Genomic DNA, 25,793 nt, shown 5'->3' with positions numbered 1-25,793 from the left:
TAGATTGCGGTGTCGGGCGGCCGTGTCCGGGTGAGCCAGCCGGACCCGGGCAAGGGCGGCCGCACCCGGACGAGGGCGCCGTACCTAGGCGAGGGGACAGACAGCACGTGGCAGGTGCAAGGCAGGCCGTACGCGAGGCCCGCAGGATCGTCGTCAAGGTGGGTTCCTCGTCGCTGACCACCGCCTCCGGCGGGCTGGACGCGGACCGGGTCGACGCGCTCGTCGACGTCCTCGCCAAGGTCCGCAGCGGCGGCGAGAAGGAGATCGTGCTGGTCTCCTCGGGCGCCATCGCCGCCGGACTCGCCCCGCTCGGCCTGCGCCGCCGCCCCAAGGACCTCGCCCGTCAGCAGGCCGCCGCCAGCGTCGGCCAGGGGCTGCTGGTCGCCCGCTACACCGCCTCCTTCGCCCGCTACGGCATCCGCGTCGGCCAGGTGCTGCTCACCTCCGACGACATGAGCCGCCGCGCCCACCACCGCAACGCCTCGCGCACCCTGGACGAGCTCCTCGCCATGGGCGCCCTCCCGGTCGTCAACGAGAACGACACCGTCGCCACCGACGAGATCCGCTTCGGCGACAACGACCGGCTCGCCGCGCTCGTCGCCCATCTCGTCCGCGCCGACCTGCTGGTCCTGCTCTCCGACGTGGACGGCGTGTACGACGGCGACCCCAGCAAGCCCGGCACCTCGCGGATAGCGCAGGTGCGCGGGCCCGAGGACCTGGCCGGTGTGGAGATCGGCAGCTCCGGCAAGGCGGGCGTCGGCACCGGCGGCATGGTGACCAAGGTCGAGGCCGCCGGGATCGCCGCCGCCGCGGGCATCCCCGTCGTGCTCACCAGCGCGATCCACGCCGCCGACGCGCTGACCGGCCAGGACACCGGCACGTACTTCCTCCCCACCGGCAAGCGCTCCGCCGACCGGCTGCTGTGGCTCCAGCACGCCTCCGCGCCGCAGGGGGCGCTGACGCTGGACGACGGGGCCGTGCGCGCGGTCGTGGAGCGCCGCAAGTCGCTGCTGCCGGCCGGGATCGCCGCCGTCGAGGGCGAGTTCAGCGCGGGCGACCCGGTCGAGCTGCGGGACGGCAGCGGGCGGGCCGTGGCACGCGGTCTGGTCAACTTCGACGCCAGGGAGATCCCGCGGCTGATCGGCCGCTCCACCCGGGAGCTGGCGCGTGACCTGGGCCCGGCGTACGAGCGCGAGGTCGTCCACCGCGACGATCTGGTGGTCCTGCAGCACTGACGCGCGCCGGCGGGCGGCCGAAAACAGGGGGAACGCCCCGCAAAAGCCCCCGCCCTGAGGTGGACGTTCCGCAAAACCGCCCCGCGATCCCGTGGCGCCTGCTCAACTTTGTCCCAGTGGCACGTTCCGTACGGGCATGGCTCGACCCCTGCTCGACCATCGGGTGAAGGAGGCCGTCGTGAGACGAGTGCGCCCTGGGGCAGCGTCCCGCGGCGGTGTCGGTGGAGCCTCCCCCCGCCCGGTGGGCGAGGAGCGCGCCCTCACGAGCGTCGCCGCCGGTGACCGCTGTCCGGGCGAGGAGCCCACCGAGCTGCCCCGGCTGTGGCACGTCACGCTCAGCGTCTCCGGCGAGGCGGCCCCTCTGAAAGAGGTCCGGCGCGCCCTCGAACAGCTCGCCCACGACCATCCCTTCCTGCTGACCAGCAGGTACGCCGACGACCACGCGGAGATCCGGTACTGGGAGGAGGCCCGCGACCTGCACGACGCGGCCGCCGTCGCGCTGCGGCTGTGGGGCGAGCACCGGCAGACCGCCGGACTGCCGCCCTGGGAGATCGTCGGCCTGGAGGTCATCGACCGGATCACCTACCACCAGCGCGTCTCCGAGGGCTACGGCCCGCCGCCCGCGTCCCCCGTGGGCGTCCACCCCTTCTGAGGCCCGCCCGCTGCCCCCGCACCGAGGCCCCGCCCGCTCGTCTCGGGGTGTGGGATACCCGCTGGACGGGCCTGTCCGGCGCACTACCCTTCCCTCATGACCACGCTTTCGCCGTACGACTCCATGAGCCCGGTGACCCGGGCCGCCTACCGTGCCAAGGCCGCCGCCGCCGACCTCGCGCCGCTGCCGCGGGCCGTGAAGGACGACGCGCTGCTCGCCATCGCGGACGCGCTGGAGGTCCGGACGAGCGAGATCGTCGAGGCCAACGCCCAGGACGTGGCCAAGGCCCGGGAGGCCGGCACCAGCGAGGCCGTCGTCGACCGGCTCACCCTCACCCCGGAGCGGGTCCGCGCCATCGCCTCCGACGTGCGGGACGTGGTGGCGCTGCCCGACCCGGTCGGCGAGGTCGTGCGCGGCTCCACCCTGCCCAACGGCATCGACCTGCGCCAGGTCCGCGTCCCGCTGGGCGTCGTGGGGATCATCTACGAGGCCCGGCCGAACGTCACCGTCGACGCCGCCGCGCTCTGCCTGAAGTCCGGCAACGCCGTGCTGCTGCGCGGCTCGGCCTCCGCCTACGCGTCGAACAGCGCCCTGGTCCGGGTGATCCGCGACGCCGTCGGCGGCGCCGGGCTGCCCGCCGACGCCGTGCAGCTGGTGCCCGGCGAGAGCCGCGAGAGCGTGCGTGAGCTGATGCGCGCCCGGGGCCTGGTCGACGTGCTGATCCCGCGCGGCGGGGCCTCGCTGATCCAGACGGTCGTCCAGGAGTCCACCGTCCCGGTGATCGAGACCGGCACCGGCAACTGCCATGTCTACGTCGACGCCGACGCCGACCTCGACACGGCGGTCGAGATCCTGGTCAACTCCAAGGCCCAGCGGGTCAGCGTGTGCAACGCCGCCGAGACGCTGCTGGTGCACCAGGACATCGCCGCCCGCTTCCTGCCGCGCGCGCTGGACGCCCTCGCGGAGGCCGGGGTGACCGTGCACGCCGACGAGCGGGTGATGGCGTACGCCAAGGACAGCAAGGCCACCGTCGTCGAGGCGACCGCCGAGGACTGGGAGACGGAGTACCTGTCGTACGACATCGCCGCCGCGGTGGTGGACTCGCTGGACAAGGCCGTCGAGCACATCCGGCTGTGGACCTCCGGCCACACCGAGGCCATCGTGACCACCTCCCAGCAGGCCGCCCGCCGCTTCACCCAGCTGGTGGACTCCACCACGGTCGCCGTCAACGCCTCGACCCGCTTCACCGACGGCGGCCAGTTCGGCTTCGGCGCCGAGATCGGCATCTCCACCCAGAAGCTGCACGCCCGCGGCCCGATGGGGCTGCCGGAGCTGACCAGCACGAAGTACATCGTCACCGGCGACGGGCACGTACGGCGCTGAGGCACGCGCCCCGGCGCACGCCCGCGGGGGACGTCTCAGCCAGCGGATGAATTTCTTTGCCGTCTGCCCAAATTGACCCCCCAGGTCTACTCTGGATCCGTGCCGGAGGACGTGGGGGGCACGCCGTTCCCGGACGGCTGGGAGCCCGACGACGACCACGACCGCGGGGTGTCGGACGAAGAGTTCGCCTCCGTGGTCTTCGACGAGGCCTTCGTACGGGCGGCCGTGGTGCACGAGCCCACCGCCGTCGAGCGCCTCCTGGCCGCCGCCCAGGCCAGAGCCGAGGCCTCGGAGGCGGAGGCCCGCCGGGCGCACGGCAGGGGCGACCGGTACGACGACGGGTACGGACCCGACGGCCCCGGCGGTTTCGGCCACGACCCGGACTTCGACGACCTGGACGGCACCGACCTTTTCGACGGCCACGACGGCCCGGCCGGGCCGTACGGGAAGCACGTCCGCTGGCACCGTCCGGTCGCCTGGCTGCTCGCCCTGGTGATGGGCGTCGGCATGGTCGCCCTGGCCTTCGCCGCGGTCTACCGCAGCGCCTCGTCCAGCCGCCAGGACCGGGTCCCGCCGCCCGCCTCGACCGGTCTGGAGCACGGCACCCCGGCCGCGCCCCCGGCCTCCGCCGACCACTCCCGGCCGGCCGTCCCGGCGGTCCCGCGCACCCCCTGAACGGCCGGTTCCGCACGGTCGCGCGGAGGCCCGCCGGCCTGGTGAGTACCTGTCAGAAGTTGTCGCAGAAGCAGGCGTTTACCGCGGCTTCCCGCGACCTACCCTGAAGATATGGGCGGGCCTGGAGACCCACCTGAGGGGACCCCCGACGGCGCCCCCAACGGTGCGGACGACGAATACCGATCCGTCGTCTTCGACGAATCGTTCGTGCGCGCTGCCCGCCTCCAGGAGTTCTCCGCGCGGGAACGCATCGCCGACCACGCGCCCGCCGTCCGCCGCCGGCCACCCCTGCGCCGGGGCCTGTCCCGGCAGGCGCTGGTCCTGCTCCTGCTGATCGCGGTCGCCTTCGGCACCGCCCTCTACATGGGCGTACGGCACCCGTACCCGACGCCGCAGGCCCGCCAGCCCGTCGACCCGCTGCGCATGACCGTCGTCCCGCTCGCCCCGCACGGCAAGGTGCCCGGCGCCACCGACCTCGAACGGCTGTACGCCGCCAGTCCGGCGGCCCAGTTCCGTGTCGGCGCCGAGGGCATCGCGCTGCCGGCCGCCCGGCGCACCGCGAACTTCTCCGACGCCCAGGTCATCACCGCGCTGACCACCGCCAAGGACTACCTGGTGCGCTCCTCGCTCTACCCCGAGGTGCTCACCGGCGGACAGATCAGGCCGGTGCGCGTGCTGCTCGATCCGGAGCAGCTCGACCAGTTCGACCGCAGTTTCCGGCAGCCGGCCGCGGACGGCCGGCACGCCCCCACCGGCTGGCTGGTGCGCTTCGACGCGGACCGGGCCGAGCTCGCCGACCGCAGGATCCGGGTGCAGGGCCGGCTGGAGGCGGCCGAGGCCGACGCGTCGACCCTGGAGGTCGTCACGGACCACACGTTCGTGTACGCGCTGCGACCGGCCGGCGCCGGTGAGCGGGCCGCGGCGTCGCTGTTCACCGTCCGGCGCGAGCTGCACTTCCGGTTCGACCGTGACGACCTGCGGCTGCGCCAGGCCGAGCTGGTCGGCTCCTCGCTCCGGGCCGGGCCGCTGTCCTGCGCCGAGGACGCCACCGGCCGGCTGCGCCCGCTGCTGGCCGGGCAGGCCCCCGAGCCGGGCGGCCCGGCCGGCACGGACCCGTACGCACCGCGGGGCACGACGGCGCTGTGCGGGACGCTGGCGGACGGCGCGCAGCCTAAGGTGTGAGCCGCGTCAGTCCGCGTCGTGGGGCGGTTCCTTCGACGCCGAGCCGTCGGAGCCCGTCGACCCCGGCGTCCCCTTGGAGCCCGGCGTCCCCGTGGAGCCCGGCGAGCCGGTGGCGCCCGCGCCGCCCCCCGTGAAGCCGCCGAAGCCCCGCCGCACCCGGCTGCCCAGGTCGCCGGCGCCGCCCGCGAGGTCCGTCACCAGCTTCATCAGCGGGTCCTTGCTGGTGCGCACCTGGCCCGCGTAGCTCGCCGCCGACTCACGGAAGGAGTCGGTCACCGAGGTGTCCTTGTCCTCGGTGCGCCGCGGGTAGTGGCCGTCCATGATCCGCTGGTAGTCCCGGGAGGCCGCCCACTTCTTCAGCTCGGCCGCGCGGATCGTGGCGAACGGGTGGGAGCGCGGCAGCACGTTCAGGATCTTCAGCACCGAGTCGCGCAGGTCGCCGCCCGCCTCGTACTCGTCGGCCTGCTCCAGGAAGGCGTCGACGTTCATCTCGTGCAGGTGGTTGCCGCCCGCGATCTTCATCAGGCCGCGCATCGAGGCCTGGATGTCCTGCCCGACCAGCAGCCCGGCCCGGTCGGCGGACAGCTCCGACTTGCGGAACCACTCGCGCAGCGCGGAGACGATCGCCATGATCGCCACGTTGCCGAGCGGGATCCAGGCGACCCGGAGGGCGAGGTTGGTCAGGAAGAGCAGGACCGTGCGGTACACGGAGTGGCCGGACAGGGCGTGGCCGGCCTCGTGGCCGATCACCGCCCGCATCTCCTCCTCGTCGAGCAGCTCGACGAGTCCCGTCGTCACGACGATGATCGGCTCGTCCAGGCCGATGCACATCGCGTTCGGGTTCGGGTCCTGGTTGACGTACATCGGCGGGACCCTCTCCAGGTCCAGGATGTAGCAGGCGTCCCGCAGCATGTCGTTCAGGTGCGCGAACTGCCGGTCCGAGACGCGCACCGAGTCGGACAGGAACAGCAGCCTCAGGCTCCGCTCGGGCAGCAGCCCGCTGAGCGCCTTGAAGACCGTGTCGAAGCCGCTCAGCTTGCGCAGGGCGACCAGGGCGGAGCGGTCGGCGGGGTGCTCGTACGCGCGCGAGGAGATCTCGGGGAAGCGCCTGCGCTGCCTGCTCGGCACGTGCGCGTGCCCGCCCTGCTGGTGGCCGTCGTCGGACATGTGGTCCCCCATGTGCGTCGGTGTGCCTGTGTGCCGTGGTGTGCCTTTTGCGGTTTCTTGTGCGTCCCCGGAGCAGAGCCCAGCCTAGGCGGCGATACCGTGGACGGGCAGTACGACGAAGGAGACCCGCACCATGGAGCAGACCGCCGCGATCGACTGGCTCAGCGCCGCCCAGCAGCAGGGGACGGGGAACCTCCTGCGGATCGTGCTGATCGTGATGGTGGTCGGCTGCGTGCTGACGGGATGGTTCCTGCTGCGGGGCTACAGGCGGAAGGACGACTGAGGGGCCGGGACGGTTGCCCGACGGCGGAGTCGGCGTGAGCGCGGCCGAGACGCCCGCTTACGATGAGCCGACGTCTTTATCCCGCCCACACGCGATAGGTCCTGCCGAAGATGAGCTTCCACAGCGCCGCTGCCCAGTTGGTCACCCTCGCCGCCGAGGGCGAGGAGCACGGCGGCAACCACGAGAGCCTCAACCCCCTGCTCACCGGCGGTGGCGCGTTCATCGCCCTGATGCTGCTGCTGTGGATCACCACCCGGTTCAACCGCGACCGCTGAGTCCACGGAGCGGGCCGGTAGGGTCTGCACGCATGGGAGAGCAGGACATGCCTACCGGCCCGTCGACCCCGGCCAAGCGCCGTCTCGGCGTCATGGGCGGGACGTTCGACCCGATCCACCACGGGCACCTGGTGGCGGCCAGTGAGGTCGCCGCCCAGTTCCACCTGGACGAGGTGGTGTTCGTGCCGACCGGGCAGCCGTGGCAGAAGAGCCACCGCAGCGTCTCCCTGGCCGAGGACCGCTATCTGATGACGGTCATCGCGACCGTCGAGAACCCGCAGTTCTCGGTGAGCCGTATCGACATCGACCGCGGCGGCCCCACGTACACCGTGGACACGCTGCGTGACCTGCGCGCCCTCAACCCCGACACGGACCTGTTCTTCATCACCGGCGCCGACGCCCTCGGCCAGATCCTGACCTGGCGGGACAGCGCGGAGCTGTTCTCGCTGGCACACTTCATCGGGGTCACCCGGCCCGGACACCACCTGACCGACCCGGGGCTCCCGGAGGGCGGTGTCTCGTTGGTCGAGGTTCCCGCCCTCGCCATCTCCTCCACGGACTGCCGTGCGAGAGTCGCCAAGGGCGACCCCGTCTGGTATCTGGTGCCGGACGGAGTCGTGCGCTACATCGCCAAGCGGCGGCTGTACCGCGGCGAGTGAGCCGAGAGGGGCACCGGTGAACGACCGATACGACGCGGGGGCCGCGGGCTACGGCGCCGACCCGTACGAGCTCGTCGGCTACGACGACCACGGCCGGCCCGTGTACCGGCCGGTGCCGGCCCAGCAGCCGTACGACCCCTACGCGCCGCAGCAGGGCCAGGGCTACGACCCGTACGCCACCGGCCAGCAGCCGCCGGTGCCCCCGTACGACCCGTACGGGACCGGCCGGCAGCCACCGGTGACGGAGCACGGCGGGTACCCGGGGTACGACGGGCACGACACGTACGCCCCGCAGGACACGTACGCCCCGCAGGACACGTACGCCCCGCAGGACACGTACGCCCCGCACGACGGGTACCACGCCCCGCACGACGGGTACGACCCGTACGGCCACACCGCCACCGGCGGGCAGCAGCCGCGCGTCGCCGAGCAGACCGCGTACATCCCGCAGCAGGCGCGGCCCCAGGAGCACCAGGAGCCCTTCCCGGACACCCCCGGCGCGGAGCCCTTCCCGGACACCCCCGGCGCCGGGGACGGCGGCGAGGAGCGCGACTACCGGACCGAGCAGTTCGCCTTCGTCGAGGAGCCCGACCAGGACTCCGAGGACGTCATCGACTGGCTGAAGTTCACCGAGAACCGCACCGAGCGCCGCGAGGAGGCCAAGCGCCGCGCCCGCAGCCGCCTGATCGCCCTGGTCGTGGTGGTGGCGCTGGTCGCGGCCGGCGGGGTGGGCTACCTCTGGTACGCCGGGAAGCTGCCCGGCCTGTCCTCCGCCGGCACGGCGAAGGACGGGACGACGCCCGCGGCCGCGCAGCAGCGGGACGTGATCGTCGTCCACCTGCACGACACCAAGAAGGGCGGCACCGCCACGGCGCTGCTCGTCGACAACACCACCACCCGGCAGGGCACCACCGTCCTGCTGCCCAACTCGCTGGCGCTCTCCGGCGACGACGGGACGACGACGCTGGCCGAGTCGGTCGAGGACGACGGCTCCTCGGGCACCCGCGAGGCCCTGGACACCGTCCTCGGCACCTCCATCCAGGGCACCTGGCGGCTGGACACCCCCTACCTGCAGAACCTCGTCGACCTCGTCGGCAACATCGAGATCGACACCGACGCCGACGTGCCCGACCCGGCCGCCGAGGACAAGGGCGCGGCCCCCCTGGTCAACCGGGGCGAGAACCAGACGCTGAGCGGCAAGATGGCGGTCGCCTACGCCACGTACCGCGCCCCGGGGGAGGCGCAGAACGCCCAGTTGCAGCGGTTCGGGCAGGTCGTGCAGGGGGTGCTGCGCAAGATGTCGTCCGACGCGCGGGCCGCCACGACCACCGTGCAGACGCTGGCGCAGATCCTCGACCCGTCGCTCACCGACAAGGACCTCGGCACCTTCCTCGCGAAGCTGTCCGGCCTCGCCAAGAGCGGCGCCTACGAGACCGCCCTGCTGCCCGTCGGGAGCGACGGCACCCTCAGCGCCGAGGCGAGCGCCGGCGTGGTCAAGGACGTCCTCGGCGGCACCGCGAAAAGCCCCGGCCAGGACGCGGCCGTCCGGGTCTCGGTGCAGAACGCCACCGGAGTGAAGGACAACACGGAAAAGGCCCGGGTGGTCCTCCTCAACGGCGGCTTCACCTTCCTGGAGGCCGGCACGGCGGGCAGCGCCCGGCCGGCGTCCGAGGTCACCTACGCGGACGCCGCCGACAAGGAGAACGCCGCCGAGGTCGCCAAGACCCTGGGCCTGCCCGCCGACGCGGTCACCCAGGGCGAGGTCTCCGCGAACGCGAACGTCTCCGTGGTGCTCGGCCAGGACTACGAGCCGGCCGCCGCCGGGTAATGCGTGGGGCGTCGTCGGCGGTCCGTGAGACCCTGGTGGGCAAGTGCCCGCCGACGAAAGCCACGCAGTGACCGCGACAGACCGCTCCCTGGAGCTCATCACCACCGCCGCGCAGGCGGCCGCCGACAAGCTCGCGCACGACGTGATCGCCTACGACGTCAGTGACGTCCTGTCGATCACGGACGCCTTCCTGCTGGCGTCCGCCCCCAACGACCGCCAGGTCAAGTCGATCGTCGACGAGATCGAGGAACGGCTGCTGAAGGAGCGCGGCGCCAAGCCGGTGCGCCGCGAGGGCGACCGCGAGTCCCGGTGGATCCTGCTCGACTACGTCGACATCGTCGTGCACGTGCAGCACAGCGAGGAGCGCGTCTTCTACGCCCTGGAGCGGCTGTGGAAGGACTGCCCCGAGCTGGAGCTGCCCGCCGACGCCAAGGCCACCCGCGGCAAGGCCGAGGAGCACGCCCGGCTCCAGGCCGCCGAGGAGGACGCCGAGACAGGTGGTGACTGGCGGTGAGCGCCACCGGTGAGGTGAGCACCGCCAGGCCGGGGCGCGGCCGCCGGGTCATCCTGTGGCGGCACGGGCAGACCTCCTGGAACGTGGAGCGCCGCTTCCAGGGCACCACGGACGTCGAGCTCACCGAGGCCGGCGTCGCCCAGGCCCGCCGCGCCGCCCGCCTGCTCGCCTCCCTCAAGCCCGACGCGATCGTCTCCTCGGACCTGAAGCGGGCCGCGGACACGGCCGCCGAGCTGGCCGCCCTCACCGGCCTGGGCGTCGACCGCGACGAGGGCCTGCGCGAGACCTACGCGGGCGTCTGGCAGGGCCTGACGCACGAGGAGATCATCGACCGCCACGGCGAGGAGTACGCCGCGTGGAAGCGCGGGGAGCCGGTGCGCCGCGGCGGAGGCGAACTGGAGTCCGAGGTGGCCGACCGCGCCGCCCCGGTCGTGCTCCGGCACGCCGACAAGCTGCCCGACGACGGCACCCTGGTGGTCGTCAGCCACGGCGGCACGATCCGCACCACCATCGGCCGCCTCCTCGGCCTGGAGGCCCGCCATTGGGAGAGCTTCGGCGGCCTGTCCAACTGCTGCTGGTCCGTCCTCGGCGAGGGCGCCCGCGGCTGGCGGCTGCTGGAGCACAACGCCGGCACGCTCCCGGAGCCGGTGCTCGGCGACGACGACTGACCCGCGCCGGCCCCTCGGGAGCCCGGATTTCACTTTCCGGCAGGTCGCAGGCTAAAGTTCTTCTTGTTCGCCCCGCCGAGCGGGACGGAACACCACACGGCTCGGCCGGGTGGGACCAGGGGCTATAGCTCAGTTGGTAGAGCGCCTGCATGGCATGCAGGAGGTCAGGAGTTCAATTCTCCTTAGCTCCACGGACGAATCCCGTCCCCTCAGGGGGCGGGATTTTTCGTCGTCAGACGGTTGAGCAGTCGTGGTCCGGCAGGCGTATACCTCTTGCGGAGACGCCCCGGGCTGCCGTGTCCGGACTGGTACCGAGGCGTCGCTGACCGTATTGGTCCGGTCGTGGCAGAATCAAACGGCTGGAAGGGGGCGCGGCCCGACGGGAGGGAGTAGCGATGCCTGCGAGCATCCTCGGGGAGGTCGGCCACCTCCTGGGCGAAGCGGCGTTGACCCGGGACACGACCACCCGGCTCAGCTGCCCTTCCTGCGGCTCCGCGCATGTCGCCCAGGTGCTCGGCGACAACGGCGGGATCTCCTACGTGTGCACGGCCTGCGGCCACAGCTGGAGCTGATCGATGGGTGCACACAGGCGGAAATGCGACTGGTGCGGCAGCGGTACGCCGATCGTCCGCGACATGGAACCGGTCAACCCCGACTACCAGTACTGGTGCGAGGAGTGCGCGCGGGCGCTGATCATAAAAGGCGACCCGATCGAGACGTACCGCGAGCTGGAGGGTGAGCCGATCTACGGCCGGCTCCTCGAAGAGCACTGCACGCTCAAGCGGTTCTACTCGTTCGTGACGGCCTGACGGTCCCGCGCGCGGGCAGCGCGCACGCCAGGACGAGGCAGGCGGTGGCGGCATAGAGGCCCGACAGCGCCAACTCCAGCGGCCCCTGGCGCAGTTCTGGCCGGCCGTCGGCGTGCGGCACCCACCACAGGGCGTACGAGCAGAACACCGCGAGCGTGCCCACGGCGGCCGCGCGGTGGCCGCGCACGCCCAGCAGCAGGACCAGCGGCACGCACCACACCCAGTGGTGCGACCACGACACCGGACTGACGAGCAGTGCGGTCAGCGCACAGCAGACCACCGCGTACGCCCGCTCCCCGCGCAACTCGGCCACGACGGCCACCGCCAGCCCCGCCACGGCCACCAGGGCCGCCGCGGCGGCCCACGGGGCCCCGGGCTCGGGTGTGTGCAGCGCGCGCGCCAGAACGCCGCGCAGCGCCTGGTTCGCGGTCTCCTCGGGGTGCCCGACGCGGTCGGCGCGGAACACCGCGTCGGTCCAGAACCGCCAGGAGTCGTACGGCAGCACGGCCGCCGCCAGCAGCGTCGCCCAGGCGAAGCCGCAGGCCGCCCCGCGCGCGTGCCGCAGCCACGGGCCCGTGCGGTGCCGCCGGCGCGCCACGGCACCGGTGGCGAGCAGGAAGACGGCGAACAGCGCGGGGGTCAGTTTCACGGCGGCCGCCAGGCCGATGCCCACGCCCGCCCAGCGGCCGCCCGGGCGCCGGGAGAGGTCCCACAGGACCAGCACGGCGAGCAGCAGGTTGATCTGGCCGTAGCGCAGGGTCGTCCACACCGGCTCGCACCACACGGCCACCGCCGAGGCCCACCAGGCGGTCTCCACGCGCGTGTGCCCGGCGAGCCGCAGGGACAGCCGCACGAACACCACCAGCAGGACGAGGTTCCCGGCCGTGGCCAGGGCGCGCAGGGACCCCGTGCCGAGGAGCGAGAGCGGGGTGAACAGCAGGGCCGCGAAGGGCGGGTAGGTGGCGGGCAGTTGAGCGGCGGTGGCGCGCAGGGCGTACAGGTCGCCGCCCGCGCGGACGGTGGCGCCCTCGGCCCGGTAGACCATCAGGTCCACCATCGAGACGTGCGCGGCCCGCTGGGCGACCCAGAACGCCGCGAAGGAGAGCAGGCAGGCGCCGAGGGCGACGGGCATCCGGCGGGGGACGGCGGTGGACGCGATCACGGTCACGAGAGCCGACCATATAGGCCGTACAGGCCGTATCGGTCGTATCGGTGCAGACGGGAAACGATTTGGTGGAGCACCCGGTCGACCGTGTAATGTTGGCGTCGCCGCCGGGGAAGCCGGGCGGAACACCGCAAGGGGCTATAGCTCAGTTGGTAGAGCGCCTGCATGGCATGCAGGAGGTCAGGAGTTCAATTCTCCTTAGCTCCACAAGCAGATCCCGCCGGGTCGATCCGACCCGGCGGGATTTTTCGTGTTCCCGGGTGTGTCCGGAGGGAGTCGGCGGGGGGCCGCCCGGTCCGGGCGGCCCCCCGCGCGTGCCGTCAGCGGCCGAGGGCGCGGCGGCCACGGCCCTGGGAGAGGACCGGAAGGGTGTTGCGGGCCGGTGCCCGCTCCGCCTGCTCCTCGATGCGCAGGGCGAGGGCGGGGCAGCGGCGGACCGCGCGCAGCGCCTTGGCCTCGGCGTAACGCGGCACCTGGGCCTGGGCGACGGTGGGGAAGCCGTCGGCGCCCAGTTCGAAGACCTCGGGGAGGATGTCGGCGCACAGGCCGTGGCCCCGGCACAGCGTCCAGTCGACGTGGATCTGCTGGCGGCTGGGGCCGTTGTCCCCGTCCGCGCCGCCGGGGATGCCCGTGGAGGCCCGGCCGCCCGCGAAGAGCGGCAGCACGCCCTGTACGGGCCGTCCGCAGCCGTTGCCGAGGACGTGGGCCGCCAGGTCGTCCGTGAACGCCTTGACGGTCGACTCCAGGAACATCGCCGAACCGTCGGGGTGCGAGCACGCGCCGCGCCGCTTGACGTTCTTGGCGACCTGCTTGAGCGCCTCCAGGGCGGCCGGACCGCCGCCGCCCAGGATGTCCTCCAGGCCGCGCGCGGCGGCGGGCAGGCCGAGGTAGCAGGGGCCGCACTGGCCCGCGCTCTCCTCCGCCAGCCACCGCGCGACCCGCAGCGACTCGCCCAGCGGGCAGGTCTCCTGGCCGATCGGCAGGATCGCCCCGGCGCCCAGCGAACCGCCCACCGCGTCCAGCGAGTTGCGCGAGACGATCGCTTCGTCCACCGTCGCCGCGTCGATCCACTTGCCGTGGTAGCCGCCGGTCAGCACGCCCTGCGGCACCGGCGGGGCGCCGGCCAGTTGCAGGACGTAGCGCAGGGGCACGCCGGTGGGCACCTCGATGACCATGGGGCGGGCGACGGCGCCGGAGACCGTCAGCATGACGGTGCCCGGCTCGTCGTACAGGCCGGTGTTGCCGTAGCGCTCGGGGCCGATGCGGGCGGCGATCGCCAGCTGGGCGAACGTCTCGGCGTTGGACAGCAGGGTGGGCGCGCCGCCGACGCCGCTCTTCGAGGCGCTGACCTTGCGGCCGGGCGGGATCGCCGGGCCGCCGTCGATGGAGCGGATCAGGGAGGCGGCGGCGCCGGTGACCATGCGGACCGGGTTGCGCTGCACCCGCGCGCGGAGGGCGGAGCGGCGGCCGTTGCTGAGGCCGCGTTCGGCGAGCGCGGCCTCCATGGAGCGCTGCGTGGACTCACGGGTGACCCCCACCACGAGCGTGCGGGCACCCAGTGCCTCCGCGCACAGCAGGGCGCCGTCCAGGATCAGGTGCGGCGCGCGGTTGATCAGCACCGTGTCCTTGCGGCAGGCCGGTTCGTCCTCGCTGCCGTTGACCACGACGACCGGCCGCACGCCGCGCTTGATCGCCGATTCGGCGACCGAGCGCAGCTTCCGGTGGAAGGGGAAGCCCGCGCCGCCGCGGCCCCTGAGGTTGATGCGTTCGGCGAGCTGCGCGAGCTGCTCGCCGGCCATCGGTTCGAGCGGCCCGTGCACCTTCAGGTGCATGGGCAGATCCAGTCGTTCGACAAGGTCGAAGCCGGACGTGAGCTGGGGAAGACCGACCACGCGGACTTCCGGTATGTCGGGCAGGGCCTCGTTCACCTATTGCCTCCGGAAGGCGTGTTCCAAGGTTCGCCCGAACCCGGTGCGCCGAAGTCGTAGGACGCACCGGGCAGTGTTTCTGTGGCGGGACCGCTGTTGTTGTACGTGTCGTCCGGGTAGTACGTGCCGAAGGCGGCGTTCATCTCACCGGTGTCGTACACATCACTCGATCCATAGCCGGACGCGCCCGGATTGCCGTAGACCGGGATGGTGTGTCCCGTGTCCTGGAGCGGGTCGTACGCCGACGGGGGCGCCTCGCCGACCGGGGGCGGGGACGGGATCGGCCAGGAGCCCGAGGCGCCCTCCACGCGCGGGAGGGCCTCCGTGGGCTGGAAGTCCGGCAGTCCCGCGCGCGGGGTCCGGTCGCCGAACGGCTGCTGAGGGCCCGGGGTGCGGCCGACGGCGCGGTAGGCGGCGGCGAAACCGCCGGTGGTCTCGGCGGCGGAGGGCTCGGAGGGGGCGTACGACGGGCTGTACGACGGGGCGTACGACGGGGGCGCGGACGTCGTGCGCTGCTGCTCGTAGCCCGGGAGCGCCTTCTCGTACCCCGGCAGGGCGGACTCGCCGGGCACCCGCGCGCGGCTCGCGTCGAGGTCCTGGGCGGGCTGCCGCTCGCCGCCGAACAGCGCGCCGAGCCGGTCGGCGATCTCGCGCTTGACCGGGCGGGGCGCCGCGCGCAGGGCGAGCGCGCCGATCACCGCGACCAGGGACAGGCCGTACAGGAACACGAAGACCGGCTTCGCCTCGCGGCCCGCGAACAGGCCGTGGACCAGGGCCGCGCACCAGGCGGGGTAGGCCAGCGTGTGCATCGACCGCCAGCGGGCGGCGACCGGCGCCGGGGAGGCGAAGGCGCCGCGCAGCGCCCCGGTGACGCTCACGAAGACCGTCAGCAGCCCGGCCGCCGAGCCGAGGCCGATCAGCCCCGCGCTGCCGGTCACGCCGAGCGAGAACGGGATGACCACGGCGATCAGGTCGACGTGGTCGAGCGCGAGCTTGGTGGTGACGTGCAGCAGCAGGAACGCGATCGAAGCGGCCGCCATCGTCCGGTGCACCGCCTGCCCGAGCAGCCGCTGGCGCGCGTTGAGGAAGATCCGGTCCTGGGCGAAGAGGCCCCAGAGCACCGAGCCGGTGAGCGTGACGAGGGACAGGACACCCGCGCCGAAGTTCAGGAAGTCGCGGAACCGGTCACCTCCGATCAGCACCACCGCGGGGATGAGCACGAGGGCGGCAGCCGTCGCCACCCCGTAGGCCGACCGGCCGGGCTGGGGTAGCGGGCTGTTACTACGACGAGGGTTCATGGGGGCAACTCCGAGCGGATTCGGGAAAGCGGTCCCGCGCCGCACTCTAAGTCGGCCCATATCGATCGGTAGGAGATTTTGAGTTATTGCGTCGTTACCAAATGACTATGCGCTCGTTGTGATGCCCCATAGCGACCGTTACGCGAAGTAACTATTGACCGACGTTCAGCTCCGTCGCGGCCCGGCCGACGGCTGCGGTACCCTGACGCCATGCGTGCCGTACGCCTTCTGCTTGGCGGGCCGCGCTGATCAGTCCCGGCCACCGGGTGAGTCGAGTGGCCGGAGTCGGCGCGGCGTCCCCTCCTGTGCGAGGGGATTTTTCGTTTCCTAGGAAGCGCAGCCGCTGGCAGAGACCGTCGATGGAGCTTTGAGGATCATGAGCGAGACGAACCCCGCAGCCGCCGCCGAGGTGGCCGCGCCGCACCGCTACACGGCCGCCATGGCGGCCGACATCGAGGCACGCTGGCAGGACTTCTGGGACGCCGAGGGCACCTACGCGGCACCCAACCCCAAGGGCGACCTGGCGGGCGATGCCGAGACGGTCGCCAAGCCCAAGAAGTTCTTCATGGACATGTTCCCGTACCCCTCCGGCGCGGGCCTGCACGTCGGCCACCCCCTGGGGTACATCGCCACCGACGTCTACGCCCGGTTCCACCGGATGACCGGCCACAACGTCCTGCACACCCTGGGCTTCGACGCCTTCGGCCTGCCCGCCGAGCAGTACGCCGTGCAGACCGGCACGCACCCGCGCGTGTCCACCGAGGCCAACATCGAGAACATGAAGGTCCAGCTGCGCCGGCTGGGCCTGGGCCACGACAAGCGCCGGTCGTTCGCCACGATCGAGCCGGACTACTACAAGTGGACCCAGTGGATCTTCCTGCAGATCTTCGACTCCTGGTACGACGAGCAGGCGCGCCGGGCCCGCCCGATCGCCGAGCTGGTCGAGCAGTTCGAGAAGGGTGAGCGCGCGCTGCCCGGCGGGCGCTCCTGGTCCGGGCTGAGCGCCGCCGAGCGCGCCGACGTGCTGGGCGAGTACCGCCTGGCGTACGCCTCCGACGCGCCGGTCAACTGGTGCCCCGGCCTGGGCACCGTCCTGGCCAACGAGGAGGTCACCGCCGACGGCCGCTCCGAGCGCGGCAACTACCCGGTCTTCAAGGCCAGGCTGCGCCAGTGGAACATGCGCATCACCGCCTACGCCGACCGGCTGCTGGAGGACCTGGACGAGCTGGACTGGCCCGAGGCCATCAAGTTGCAGCAGCGCAACTGGATCGGCCGTTCCGAGGGCGCCCGCGTCGACTTCCCGATCGACGGCGAGCGCATCACCGTCTTCACCACCCGCCCGGACACCCTGTTCGGCGCGACCTACATGGTGCTGGCGCCGGAGCACCCGCTGGTCGAGAAGTTCACCCCGGCCGCCTGGCCGGAGGGGACCCGCCAGGTGTGGACCGGCGGCCACGCCACCCCGGCCGAGGCCGTCGCCGCCTACCGCGCGCAGGCCGCCGCCAAGTCCGACGTCGAGCGGCAGGCCGAGGCCAAGGACAAGACCGGCGTGTTCATCGGCGCGTACGCCACCAACCCGGTCAACGGCGAGCGGGTGCCCGTCTTCATCGCCGACTACGTCCTGATGGGCTACGGCACCGGCGCGATCATGGCCGTTCCGGCGGGCGACCAGCGCGACTTCGAGTTCGCGCGCGCCTTCGAGCTGCCGATCCGCTGCATCGTCGAGCCGACGGACGGCCGGGGCACGGACACCTCGACGTGGGAGAACGCCTTCGCGTCGTACGACGCGAAGATCATCAACTCGTCGAACGACCAGGTCAGCCTGGACGGCCTGGGCGTCGTCGAGGCCAAGGCGCGCATCACCGCCTGGCTGGAGCGGTCCGGTGTCGGCGAGGGCACCGTCAACTTCCGGCTGCGGGACTGGCTGTTCAGCCGGCAGCGGTACTGGGGCGAGCCCTTCCCGATCGTCTACGACGAGGACGGCATCGCCCACGCCCTGCCCGAGTCGATGCTGCCGCTGGAGCTGCCCGAGGTCGAGGACTACTCGCCGCGCACCTTCGACCCGGACGACGCCGACACCCAGCCCGAGACGCCGCTGTCGCGCAACGAGGACTGGGTCAACGTCACCCTGGACCTGGGCGACGGCCCGAAGAAGTACCGCCGCGAGACCAACACCATGCCCAACTGGGCCGGCTCCTGCTGGTACGAGCTGCGCTATCTGGACCCGCACAACTCCGAGCAGCTGGTCGACCCGGAGATCGAGCGGTACTGGATGGGCCCGCGCGAGGGCCTGCCGCACGGCGGTGTCGACCTGTACGTCGGCGGTGCCGAGCACGCCGTGCTGCACCTGCTGTACGCGCGCTTCTGGTCCAAGGTGCTGTACGACCTGGGCCACGTCTCGTCCGCCGAGCCGTTCCACCGGCTGTTCAACCAGGGCATGATCCAGGCCTACGTGTACCGGGACGGCCGCGGCATCGCGGTGCCGGCCGCCGAGGTGGAGGAGCGCGACGGCGCCTACTACCACCAGGGCGAGCAGGTCGGCCGGCTGCTGGGCAAGATGGGCAAGTCCCTGAAGAACGCGGTCACTCCGGACGAGATCTGCGCCGAGTACGGTGCGGACACCCTGCGGCTGTACGAGATGGCCATGGGTCCGCTGGACGTGTCGCGGCCGTGGGACACGCGCGCGGTGGTGGGCCAGTTCCGGCTGCTGCAGCGGCTGTGGCGCAACATCGTCGACGAGTCCACCGGTGAGGTCACGGTGGTCGACGCCGAGCCCGCCGACATCGACGAGGAGACGCTGCGGGCGCTGCACAAGGCGATCGACGGGGTCCGCGGTGACCTAGAGGGCCTGCGGTTCAACACCGCGATCGCCAAGGTCACCGAGTTGAACAACCACCTGACCAAGGCGGGCGGGGCGGTGCCGCGGCCGGTCGCCGAGGCGCTGGTCCTGATGATCGCGCCGCTGGCGCCGCACATCGCCGAGGAGCTGTGGCGGCGGCTGGGGCACACCGGCTCGGTGGTCCACCGGGACTTCCCCGTCGCCGACCCGGCGTACGTCGTGGACGAGACCGTGACCTGCGTGGTGCAGATCAAGGGCAAGGTGCGGGCGCGGCTGGAGGTGCCGCCGTCGATCTCCGAGGAGGAGCTGGAGAAGGTGGCGCTGGCCGACGAGAAGGTGGTCGCGGCGCTGGGCGGGGCCGGGATCCGCAAGGTGATCGTCCGGGCGCCGAAGCTGGTGAACATCGTTCCGGCGTAGGCGGGGGCAAGGTCCTTGTCGTGGGGACGCCCCGTCTCAGGGGCGTCCCCTACGGGTCGGTTCCGGGTGCTCTGCGGGCAGGTTCGGGGTTCTGCCGGAACTCCGAACCTGCCCGTTGCGTTTACCGTTGAAGAGCGGTGCGGCGTGTGCCGCGGCCGGTTCGGAGGAGGAGCCTCGTGGAAGCAGTGTTCTTGGTCTTCGCCCTGCTCTTCGTGGTCTTCCTGGGACTGGGCGCCTACGCCACCGTCAAGGTGGTCGGCGCCGCCAAGCGGGCCGCCGACCGCACCATCACGCAGGCCCGCCGCACGGTCGAGGACCACACGCTGCGCGCCAAGTCCTTCGCCCAGCCCGGCCCCGTCGGCGAGATCGCCCAGCTCCGCCTGAAGCTGCGCACCTCCATGCGGGCCACCCAGGACACGCTGCACGCGGGCGTGGCCGAGGACGAGTCCCTGAAGGAGGCCCTCGGCCTGTTCCAGCGGCTCAGCGCGCACGGACACGAGCTGGACGCCGAGCTGCGGCGCCTGGAGTCCGAGCCCGACCGGGTCAGGCTGGCCGAGCGGCTGCCCGAGCTGCGCGACCGCACCGAGCGCATCACACGGTCGGCGGAGTCGCTGCGCTGGGCGGCCCGCGACCGGGCCGGCCGTTTCGCGGACGACGACCTGGACGCGCTGAGCACCCAGATCGACATGGAGACCGGAGCGCTGCGGCACTGGACGACGACCGACTCCGCCGCGACCCCGCCGCCGTGGCCCGAGGCGCCGCCCGCCGACGCCCCGGACACCCGGCAGACCTGGCCGGACGGCGCGCGGTCACGCACGGCCGAGGAGCCGGCGCCGCCCGCCATCACCCCGCCGGGACCGCGCCCGGCGTACCCCTGGCAGAAGAAGCCCCGGCCCGAGAGCACCACCTGAGCGTCCGGGGTCTGTCCGGACGCCGGTGCGGTGTGCGAGGGTTCCCTGCGGCGTGCGCGCGCATGTGCCGCGCAGGTGGCAGGCCCGGGCTGCCGCCCGGGCACTACGGCAGGTAACCTCCAGCTCATGTCCCGCCATGTCGCGATCGTCACCGATTCAACGGCCTACCTGCCGCCCCGGACGATGGAGCGCCATGGCATCACGGCGGTGCCCCTGACCGTGGTCCTCGGAGACCGCGCGCTGGAAGAGGGCACCGAGATCTCGACCCGTTCGCTCGCCCTGGCGCTGCAGAAACGACGCCCCGTCACCACCTCGCGGCCCAGCCCCCAGCTGTTCGCCGAGACCTACCGCAAGGCCGCCGAGTCCGGCGCCGCCGGCATCGTCTCCCTGCACCTGTCCGCCGAACTGTCGGGCACCTACGACGCCGCCGTCCTCGCGGCGCGCGAAGCCCCCGTGCCGGTACGCGTGGTGGACACCGGCATGATCGCGATGGCACTCGGCTTCTGCGCGCTCGCCGCGGCCGAGGTGGCACAGGGCGGAGGCACGGTGGACGAGGCGGTCACGGCGGCGGAGAAACGGGCCTCCGGCACCTCGGCCTTCTTCTACGTCGACACCCTCGACTATCTGCGGCGCGGCGGACGGATCGGCACCGCGCAGGCGTTCCTGGGGTCCGCGCTGGCCGTGAAGCCGTTGTTGCAGCTGGACGGCGGCCGGATCGAACTGCTGGAGAAGGTCCGCACGGCGTCAAGGGCGATCGCCCGGCTGGAGGAGATCGTGGCCGACCGGGCGGGCAGCGCGCCGGTGGACATCGCGGTGCACCATCTCTCCGCCGCGGACCGGGCCTCGGCGCTGGCGGAGCGGGTGCGGGGGCGGGTGCCGGGGCTGGCGGACCTGCACGTCAGCGAGGTAGGGGCGGTGATCGGGGCGCATACCGGGCCGGGGCTGCTGGGGGTTGTGGTGTCGGTGCGGTGAGCGGGCCCCTGGGAGCCGGCCGGTGAGGCCCGGTCACCAGGCGCGGGCACCGGGTTTCACTCGTGCGGGTGGCGGAGTTGTCCACAACCGGGGAGTGGTCCCCGGACTTCGCGCAAGATCATCGCCGGGGTGCCGGACTGGCGCATCCTCGGCGCATGGCACTTCGATCACGCACACGCGCAGCATCCGTCACCAGTGGACCCGGCCGTGGACCCGCCTCCGACGGCCGTACCGCACACCGTCGCCGCCGTCCGCCGGCGCTGGGCCGGGCCGGGCACCGGCATGCCTCGGCAGAGGAACTCAGGCGCCGGGCGGAGGTGCTCTTCGGCGAACGGGCCGGGGAGTGGCGGGAGCCGGGAGCCGGGCCACCGGGGGACGCCGCTGAGGCGGGGCCGCCGGCCGTACCCGGGGGCGCGGCAGTCCGCCGGGAGCGGGCCGCGTTGGCGCTGCGCGAGCGGATGCCGGTGTGGTTGCAGGCTCGCTGCGGGCTGGAGCGCCGGAGTGTCGTGGCGCTCACCGTGCTGCTCGTCGTCGTCGCGGGGTTCGCCGTCCAGCACTTCCTGGCCGGACGGCCGCAGCCCGTGCAGGCACCCGAGGTGGTCCGCGCGGCGGCGCCGTTCGCGGAGCCGGAGGGCCTGCCGGCGGCCGCTCCGGGTGCGGTGGCCGACCCGTCCGGCGCCGCGACCGGTACGCCCGTCGCCGAGATCGTGGTGGACGTCAGCGGCAAGGTGCGCGAACCCGGCATCCACCGTCTGCCGGCCGGTTCGCGGGTGGCCGACGCGCTGAAGGCGGCCGGCGGGGTACGGCCGGGCACGGACCTCGACGGCCTGAACCGGGCCCGCTTCCTGGTGGACGGGGAGCAGGTGATCGTCGGGCAGCCCGCGCCCGTCGCCGTCCCCGCGCCCGCCGGAGGGGCCCTGGCCGGGGGAGTCCCGGCCGGTGGGGCGGGTGCGCCCGCGACGCCCGTCTCGCTCGGCACCGCCACGGCCGAGCAACTCGACGGCCTCCCCGGCGTCGGTCCCGTGCTGGCGCAGCACATCCTCGACTACCGCACCCGGCACGGCGGTTTCCGCTCGGTGGACGAACTGCGGGAGGTCAACGGCATCGGCGAGCGGCGCTTCGCCGACCTGCGCGACCTCGTACGGCCATGAGGCACGTCCGGGACCGGCGCCCTGCGCGGAGCGCCGCGCACGCGGCCTCCGGTGGTCCGGCGTCCGAGCCCGCGTCCGCTGTCCACGGAGCCTCCGGGAGGGGTCTCAAAGTCGCCCACCCACGGCAGGAAGGGCCCGCCGACCTGCGGCTCGTCCCGCCCGCCCTGGCCGCGTGGGCGACCGCGGCCATGACGCTGGACGTCTCGCCGGGGCTGCTGACCGGTGTGGTCGTGGTCTGCCTCGCCGTGGCGTGCGGGCTGCTGCCCGGCGCCGCCACCGCGCCCGCCGGTGCCGGGCGGCAGCCCGCCGGCGCCGTCACCGCGCCCGCGCGCACGGGGGCGCGGGCCTCCGTCGCCGCCGTGCTGCTCTGTGTCGCGGCCGCCGCCGCCTCGGCCGGGCTGCACGGGGCCGATCTGCGACGGGGGCCGGTACCGGGGCTGGCGGAGCGGTACGCCACGGTGACCGCCGACGTGGAGATCACCTCCGATCCCCGGCTCACCCGGCCGCGGGTCACCGGGAACCGCCTGGCGCCGGTGTCCGTGCTGGCGAAGGGCGAGGTGCGGAGCGTCGCGGAGGCGTCCGGGGCGGGACGGACCGGGACCCGGACGCCGGTGCTGGTGATCGTCGACGCGGCGAAGGCCGGGCGGCGGGAATGGCTCGGGCTGCTGCCCTCCACCCGGGTCAGGGTGACCGGACGACTCGCGCCCGCTCCGGTGGGCGGGGACCGGATCGCGGCGGTGCTGCGGGTGCGGGACCGGGCCGGGCCGCGGGTGGTGCGGGAGGCGTCGGGGGCGCAGCGGTTCGCCGGGCGGTTGCGGGCGGGCCTGCGGGAGGCCACCGACGGGCTGCCCGCGGACGCCCGGGCGCTGCTGCCCGGGCTGGTGGTCGGGGACACCGCGCGGATCACCGCCGACCTGGACGAGGCGTTCAAGGAGACCGACCTGGCGCACACGCTCGCCGTGTCCGGGAGCAACCTCACGATCGTCCTCGCCCTGCTGCTGGGGCCACCCGGCCTGGCACCGCGCGCTGAGCGGCGCGGCCTCGCACCCCGGCTCGGCGTCTCGCTGCGGGGGACGGCGGTGTTCGGCGGCGCGCTCACGCTGGCGTTCGTGGTCGTGTGCCGGCCGGACCCGAGCGTGCTGCGGGCCGCGGCCTGCGGGGCCGTCGCCCTGCTGGCCCTCGCGACCGGCCGCCGCAAGTCGCTGGTCCCGGCGCTGGCGACGGCGGTGCTGCTGCTGGTGCTCCACGACCCCTGGCTGGCCCGCAGCCCCGGCTTCCTGCTCTCGGTGCTGGCGACGGGCGCGCTGCTCACCCTCGCGCCCCGCTGGAGCGGCGCGCTGGCGCGGCGCGGGGTGCCGCCGCGGCTCGCGGAGGCGCTGGCCGCGGCCGGGGCGGCGCAGGCGCTGTGCGCGCCGGTGGTGGCGGTGCTGTCGGCGCGGGTGAGTCTGGTGGCGGTGCCGTGCAACCTGCTCGTGGAGTTCGCGGTCGCGCCGGCCACCGTGCTGGGCTTCGCGGCGCTGGCGGTGGCGCCGGTGGCCCTACCGGTGGCCGAAGGGCTTGCGTGGTGCGCGAGTTGGCCGGCCGGGTGGATCGCGCGGGTGGCCCGGACCGGGGCGGCGCTGCCCGGTGCAGGGGTGGACTGGCCCGGGGGCTGGGGCGGGGCGGCGGCGCTCGCGCTCGTCACGGTGGCCGTCGTGGTCGCCGGCCGCCGGTTGCTGGGGCACCCGTGGCTGTGCGCCGGGTGCGGGGTACTGCTGGTGCTGGCGGTGGTGCAGCCGCCGCCGCTGGCCAGGATCGTCACCGGCTGGCCACCGCCGGGATGGCGGCTGGCGATGTGCGACGTGGGCCAGGGCGACGCGACCGTGCTCGCGGCGGGCCCGGGCACCGGGATCGTCGTCGACGCCGGGCCCGACCCCGGGCTGGTCGACCGGTGCCTGCGCGACCTCGGCGTCACCCGTGTCCCCTTGGTGGTCCTCACCCACTTCCACGCCGACCACGTGGCCGGGCTGCCCGGCGTCCTGCGGGGGCGTGCCGTGGGGGCCATCGAGACGACCGGCTACGACAAGCCGGTGGACCAGGCGGAGTTCGTCCGCGACGAGGCGGCCGCCCGGGGCGTTCCGGTCTCGCGTGCCCAGGCGGGGGAGCAGCGGCGCACCGGCGACCTGTCCTGGCAGGTGCTGTGGCCGCCGTCCGGGCGGGCGGCGGCCCCGGAAGGCCCGAACGACGCCAGCGTCGCGCTGCTCGTACGCTCCGCCGGCCTGCGGATGCTGCTGCTGGGAGATCTCGAACCCCCGGCCCAGCGGGCCCTGTTGCGCACACCGGCGGCCGCGTCGGTGGGCGGCGTGGACGTGCTGAAGGTGGCTCATCACGGGTCCGCCTACCAGGACCCGGAGCTGATGCGCCGGGCCGCGCCCCGGCTGGCACTGATCTCCTGCGGTGCGGACAACCCGTACGGCCACCCGGCGCCCAGCACGGTCGCGGCGCTGCGGGCCGGGGGCGCGAGGGTGCTGCGGACGGATGTGGACGGGGCGATCGCCGTCGCCGGTGCGGGCGCGGGCTTGCGGGTGGCGCGAGACTGAAGGCATGCATTCCGCACAGGCAGACGCCTACCTCCGCCGCCTGGGAGTCCGCAACCCGGCGTGGCCCACCGTCGACGTGCTGCGGGAGTTGCAGCTGCGCCATCTGCAGGCGGTCCCCTTCGAGAACCTGTCGGTCCACCTCGGCGAAAAGATCGTGCTGGAGGAGAAGCGGCTGCTGGACAAGGTGGTGGGGGCGCGGCGGGGCGGGTTCTGCTACGAACTGAACGGGTCCTTCGGCGCGCTGCTCGGCGCGCTGGGCTACGACGTCTCGCTGCTGGCCGCGCGGGTGTACGGGGAGGGCGGACGGCTCGGGATCCCCTACGACCACCTCGCGCTGCGGGTGCGGACGGTGGACGCCGGGGAGTGGCTGGCCGACGTGGGTTTCGGTGCGCTCAGCCACTGGCCGCTGGCCTTGGAGGAGCGGCGCGAGCAGGAGGATCCCGGGGGCGCGTTCCGGATCGTCGAGGCGGGGCCGGACGCGGCGGGCGTACGGGGTGCTCCGGCGGCCGGGGGCGGGGTCGGCGCTCCCGACCTGGACCTGGTCAGGGACGGCACTCCGGTGTACCGGCTGGAGATGCGGCCCCGGGTGCTCCAGGACTTCGCGGCGGGCGCCTGGTGGCACAGCACCTCGCCGGAGTCGCACTTCGGGCAGTCGCTGGTGTGCTCCCGGATCACGGAGGACGGCGGGCGGATCACGCTGAGCGGGCGGCAGTTGAAGGAGACGGCCGCGGACGGGACGCGGGACGAGCGGGAGCTGGAGACGGACGAGGAGGTGCTGGCGGTGTACCGGGAGCGGTTCGGGATCGAGCTGGACCGGGTGCCGGTCGTCAGGGGGAGCGGGGGAGAGGTGGGCTGACCTGCTCGTTCGGGGGCCGGGCCGGTGCCGGAAAATGGCTGCCGTGAGTGATGTGAGACATGTGCTGGTGCTGCCCGACCGCGATGCCGCCGAGGAGGTGGCGGAGACGCTCGCGGAGCGGTTCGTCCTGCACGAGGAGCCGCGCCTGGTGCGGGACGCGCTGGCCGGCGAGGACGACGCCGAGGACGCGCAGTGGCTGGTGCTGCTGCGGGACGAGGACGGGCGGCTGGCGGCGGCGGAGCTGGACGAGTTCGTCGCGGAGTGGGAGGGGTGGCGGGAGGACCCGTAGACGGGTGTGGGAGCCGTTGTGTGGTGAGGGGTGGGGGATGACCGGTGGGCGTGGTGTG

Annotated in this window: 24 protein-coding genes and 2 tRNA genes; 22 read left to right on the top strand and 4 right to left on the bottom strand. The window is 73.5% G+C overall.

Annotated features, from left to right (window positions below; genetic code table 11):
* Window positions 1-107: 107 nt before the first annotated feature.
* The 5 genes from proB (at window position 108) to ACFF45_RS17085 (ending at window position 5,127) form a co-directional block, all read left to right on the top strand.
* Window positions 108-1,235, top strand: coding sequence for a glutamate 5-kinase (gene proB / locus ACFF45_RS17105; RefSeq protein WP_381346914.1), 1,128 nt, complete (start codon window positions 108-110; stop codon window positions 1,233-1,235).
* Window positions 1,236-1,422: 187 nt separating this feature from the next.
* Entirely contained in the window at window positions 1,423-1,887 is a 465-nt protein-coding gene (locus ACFF45_RS17100; protein ID WP_512701187.1) for a DUF8830 family protein, read from the top strand.
* A gap of 96 nt (window positions 1,888-1,983) precedes the next feature.
* The gene (locus tag ACFF45_RS17095) at window positions 1,984-3,270 is read left to right on the top strand and encodes a glutamate-5-semialdehyde dehydrogenase (protein ID WP_381346912.1); all 1,287 of its coding nucleotides are present in this window, start codon (window positions 1,984-1,986) and stop codon (window positions 3,268-3,270) included.
* Between the two features lie 99 nt (window positions 3,271-3,369).
* A complete protein-coding gene (locus ACFF45_RS17090) occupies window positions 3,370-3,945 on the top strand; it encodes an SCO2584 family spore wall biosynthesis protein (protein WP_446697136.1) in 576 nt (191 codons plus the stop codon).
* Window positions 3,946-4,056: 111 nt separating this feature from the next.
* Complete coding sequence (locus tag ACFF45_RS17085; RefSeq protein ID WP_381346909.1) at window positions 4,057-5,127, top strand: SCO2583 family membrane protein; 1,071 nt, start codon at window positions 4,057-4,059, stop codon at window positions 5,125-5,127.
* Window positions 5,128-5,133: 6 nt separating this feature from the next.
* Here ACFF45_RS17085 and ACFF45_RS17080 read toward each other — a convergent pair whose 3' ends face one another.
* Window positions 5,134-6,294: a M48 family metallopeptidase gene (locus ACFF45_RS17080; protein WP_381346908.1), complete on the bottom strand. Its 1,161-nt coding sequence runs from the start codon at window positions 6,292-6,294 to the stop codon at window positions 5,134-5,136.
* Between the two features lie 133 nt (window positions 6,295-6,427).
* On the opposite strand from ACFF45_RS17080, the gene ACFF45_RS17075 reads away from it, so the two are divergent.
* From ACFF45_RS17075 to ACFF45_RS17035, 9 genes are all read left to right on the top strand, one after another.
* Window positions 6,428-6,577: a hypothetical protein gene (locus tag ACFF45_RS17075; RefSeq protein WP_381346906.1), complete on the top strand. Its 150-nt coding sequence runs from the start codon at window positions 6,428-6,430 to the stop codon at window positions 6,575-6,577.
* Between the two features lie 110 nt (window positions 6,578-6,687).
* Window positions 6,688-6,852, top strand: a complete 165-nt coding sequence (locus tag ACFF45_RS17070; protein WP_381346905.1) for a hypothetical protein — start codon at window positions 6,688-6,690, stop codon at window positions 6,850-6,852.
* A 32-nt stretch (window positions 6,853-6,884) separates the two neighbouring features.
* On the top strand, window positions 6,885-7,511 hold the full coding sequence (gene nadD / locus ACFF45_RS17065; RefSeq protein WP_381346903.1) for a nicotinate-nucleotide adenylyltransferase: 627 nt from the start codon (window positions 6,885-6,887) through the stop codon (window positions 7,509-7,511).
* A gap of 16 nt (window positions 7,512-7,527) precedes the next feature.
* Window positions 7,528-9,339 (top strand): LCP family protein, encoded by a 1,812-nt coding sequence (locus ACFF45_RS17060; RefSeq protein ID WP_381346902.1) that lies wholly within the window; start codon window positions 7,528-7,530, stop codon window positions 9,337-9,339.
* A 67-nt stretch (window positions 9,340-9,406) separates the two neighbouring features.
* Complete coding sequence (rsfS, locus tag ACFF45_RS17055; protein ID WP_381346901.1) at window positions 9,407-9,853, top strand: ribosome silencing factor; 447 nt, start codon at window positions 9,407-9,409, stop codon at window positions 9,851-9,853.
* The gene (locus ACFF45_RS17050; protein WP_381346900.1) at window positions 9,850-10,521 is read left to right on the top strand and encodes a histidine phosphatase family protein; all 672 of its coding nucleotides are present in this window, start codon (window positions 9,850-9,852) and stop codon (window positions 10,519-10,521) included. Before rsfS ends, ACFF45_RS17050 begins: the two co-directional genes overlap by 4 nt.
* 118 nt (window positions 10,522-10,639) lie before the next feature.
* Window positions 10,640-10,712: transfer RNA gene (locus tag ACFF45_RS17045), tRNA-Ala, on the top strand.
* Between the two features lie 204 nt (window positions 10,713-10,916).
* Window positions 10,917-11,093: a hypothetical protein gene (locus tag ACFF45_RS17040; RefSeq protein ID WP_381346899.1), complete on the top strand. Its 177-nt coding sequence runs from the start codon at window positions 10,917-10,919 to the stop codon at window positions 11,091-11,093.
* A 3-nt stretch (window positions 11,094-11,096) separates the two neighbouring features.
* The gene (locus tag ACFF45_RS17035) at window positions 11,097-11,330 is read left to right on the top strand and encodes a hypothetical protein (RefSeq protein ID WP_003976229.1); all 234 of its coding nucleotides are present in this window, start codon (window positions 11,097-11,099) and stop codon (window positions 11,328-11,330) included.
* On the opposite strand, the gene ACFF45_RS17030 is transcribed toward ACFF45_RS17035, so the two are convergent.
* On the bottom strand, window positions 11,299-12,498 hold the full coding sequence (locus ACFF45_RS17030) for a glycosyltransferase 87 family protein (protein ID WP_381346898.1): 1,200 nt from the start codon (window positions 12,496-12,498) through the stop codon (window positions 11,299-11,301). The genes ACFF45_RS17035 and ACFF45_RS17030 overlap by 32 nt on opposite strands.
* A gap of 131 nt (window positions 12,499-12,629) precedes the next feature.
* On the opposite strand from ACFF45_RS17030, the gene ACFF45_RS17025 reads away from it, so the two are divergent.
* Window positions 12,630-12,702: transfer RNA gene (locus ACFF45_RS17025), tRNA-Ala, on the top strand.
* A gap of 113 nt (window positions 12,703-12,815) precedes the next feature.
* Here the strand turns inward: ACFF45_RS17025 and ACFF45_RS17020 are convergent.
* Both ACFF45_RS17020 and ACFF45_RS17015 read right to left on the bottom strand, forming a co-directional pair.
* Entirely contained in the window at window positions 12,816-14,423 is a 1,608-nt protein-coding gene (locus tag ACFF45_RS17020; RefSeq protein WP_381346897.1) for an NADH-ubiquinone oxidoreductase-F iron-sulfur binding region domain-containing protein, read from the bottom strand.
* The gene (locus ACFF45_RS17015) at window positions 14,420-15,721 is read right to left on the bottom strand and encodes a ferric reductase-like transmembrane domain-containing protein (RefSeq protein WP_381346896.1); all 1,302 of its coding nucleotides are present in this window, start codon (window positions 15,719-15,721) and stop codon (window positions 14,420-14,422) included. Before ACFF45_RS17015 ends, ACFF45_RS17020 begins: the two co-directional genes overlap by 4 nt.
* Before the next feature lie 376 nt (window positions 15,722-16,097).
* On the opposite strand from ACFF45_RS17015, the gene leuS reads away from it, so the two are divergent.
* From leuS to ACFF45_RS16980, 7 genes are all read left to right on the top strand, one after another.
* Window positions 16,098-18,977 (top strand): leucine--tRNA ligase, encoded by a 2,880-nt coding sequence (leuS, locus tag ACFF45_RS17010; protein WP_381346895.1) that lies wholly within the window; start codon window positions 16,098-16,100, stop codon window positions 18,975-18,977.
* Between the two features lie 176 nt (window positions 18,978-19,153).
* On the top strand, window positions 19,154-19,888 hold the full coding sequence (locus ACFF45_RS17005) for a hypothetical protein (protein WP_381346894.1): 735 nt from the start codon (window positions 19,154-19,156) through the stop codon (window positions 19,886-19,888).
* 126 nt (window positions 19,889-20,014) lie between these two features.
* Entirely contained in the window at window positions 20,015-20,860 is an 846-nt protein-coding gene (locus tag ACFF45_RS17000) for a DegV family protein (protein ID WP_381346893.1), read from the top strand.
* Window positions 20,861-21,015: 155 nt separating this feature from the next.
* A complete protein-coding gene (locus ACFF45_RS16995) occupies window positions 21,016-22,011 on the top strand; it encodes a ComEA family DNA-binding protein (RefSeq protein ID WP_381346892.1) in 996 nt (331 codons plus the stop codon).
* Entirely contained in the window at window positions 22,008-24,590 is a 2,583-nt protein-coding gene (locus ACFF45_RS16990) for a ComEC/Rec2 family competence protein (protein WP_381346891.1), read from the top strand. The genes ACFF45_RS16995 and ACFF45_RS16990 overlap by 4 nt, the downstream gene beginning before the upstream one ends.
* Before the next feature lie 4 nt (window positions 24,591-24,594).
* On the top strand, window positions 24,595-25,446 hold the full coding sequence (locus ACFF45_RS16985; protein ID WP_381346890.1) for an arylamine N-acetyltransferase family protein: 852 nt from the start codon (window positions 24,595-24,597) through the stop codon (window positions 25,444-25,446).
* Between the two features lie 43 nt (window positions 25,447-25,489).
* On the top strand, window positions 25,490-25,735 hold the full coding sequence (locus ACFF45_RS16980) for a hypothetical protein (RefSeq protein WP_381346889.1): 246 nt from the start codon (window positions 25,490-25,492) through the stop codon (window positions 25,733-25,735).
* Window positions 25,736-25,793: the final 58 nt, after the last annotated feature.

Origin of the sequence: Streptomyces cinereospinus (genome assembly GCF_042430725.1) — a bacterium.
Lineage (GTDB): Bacteria > Actinomycetota > Actinomycetes > Streptomycetales > Streptomycetaceae > Streptomyces > Streptomyces cinereospinus.
This window is presented reverse-complemented; position numbering and strand designations above follow the sequence as displayed.

Excerpts from the sequence above, each read along its gene's own strand:
- ACFF45_RS17075 (WP_381346906.1), top strand. The coding sequence starts at position 6,428 with ATGGAGCAGACCGCCGCGATCGACTGGCTCAGCGCCGCCCAGCAGCAG.
- ACFF45_RS16990 (WP_381346891.1), top strand. The coding sequence starts at position 22,008 with ATGAGGCACGTCCGGGACCGGCGCCCTGCGCGGAGCGCCGCGCACGCG.
- ACFF45_RS17000 (WP_381346893.1), top strand. The coding sequence starts at position 20,015 with ATGTCCCGCCATGTCGCGATCGTCACCGATTCAACGGCCTACCTGCCG.
- ACFF45_RS16985 (WP_381346890.1), top strand. The coding sequence starts at position 24,595 with ATGCATTCCGCACAGGCAGACGCCTACCTCCGCCGCCTGGGAGTCCGC.
- ACFF45_RS16995 (WP_381346892.1), top strand. The coding sequence starts at position 21,016 with ATGGCACTTCGATCACGCACACGCGCAGCATCCGTCACCAGTGGACCC.
- nadD (WP_381346903.1), top strand. The coding sequence starts at position 6,885 with ATGGGAGAGCAGGACATGCCTACCGGCCCGTCGACCCCGGCCAAGCGC.
- ACFF45_RS17095 (WP_381346912.1), top strand. The coding sequence starts at position 1,984 with ATGACCACGCTTTCGCCGTACGACTCCATGAGCCCGGTGACCCGGGCC.
- ACFF45_RS17080 (WP_381346908.1), bottom strand. The coding sequence starts at position 6,294 with ATGTCCGACGACGGCCACCAGCAGGGCGGGCACGCGCACGTGCCGAGC.
- ACFF45_RS17035 (WP_003976229.1), top strand. The coding sequence starts at position 11,097 with ATGGGTGCACACAGGCGGAAATGCGACTGGTGCGGCAGCGGTACGCCG.
- ACFF45_RS17015 (WP_381346896.1), bottom strand. The coding sequence starts at position 15,721 with ATGAACCCTCGTCGTAGTAACAGCCCGCTACCCCAGCCCGGCCGGTCG.
- leuS (WP_381346895.1), top strand. The coding sequence starts at position 16,098 with ATGAGCGAGACGAACCCCGCAGCCGCCGCCGAGGTGGCCGCGCCGCAC.
- ACFF45_RS17070 (WP_381346905.1), top strand. The coding sequence starts at position 6,688 with ATGAGCTTCCACAGCGCCGCTGCCCAGTTGGTCACCCTCGCCGCCGAG.
- ACFF45_RS17085 (WP_381346909.1), top strand. The coding sequence starts at position 4,057 with ATGGGCGGGCCTGGAGACCCACCTGAGGGGACCCCCGACGGCGCCCCC.
- ACFF45_RS17040 (WP_381346899.1), top strand. The coding sequence starts at position 10,917 with ATGCCTGCGAGCATCCTCGGGGAGGTCGGCCACCTCCTGGGCGAAGCG.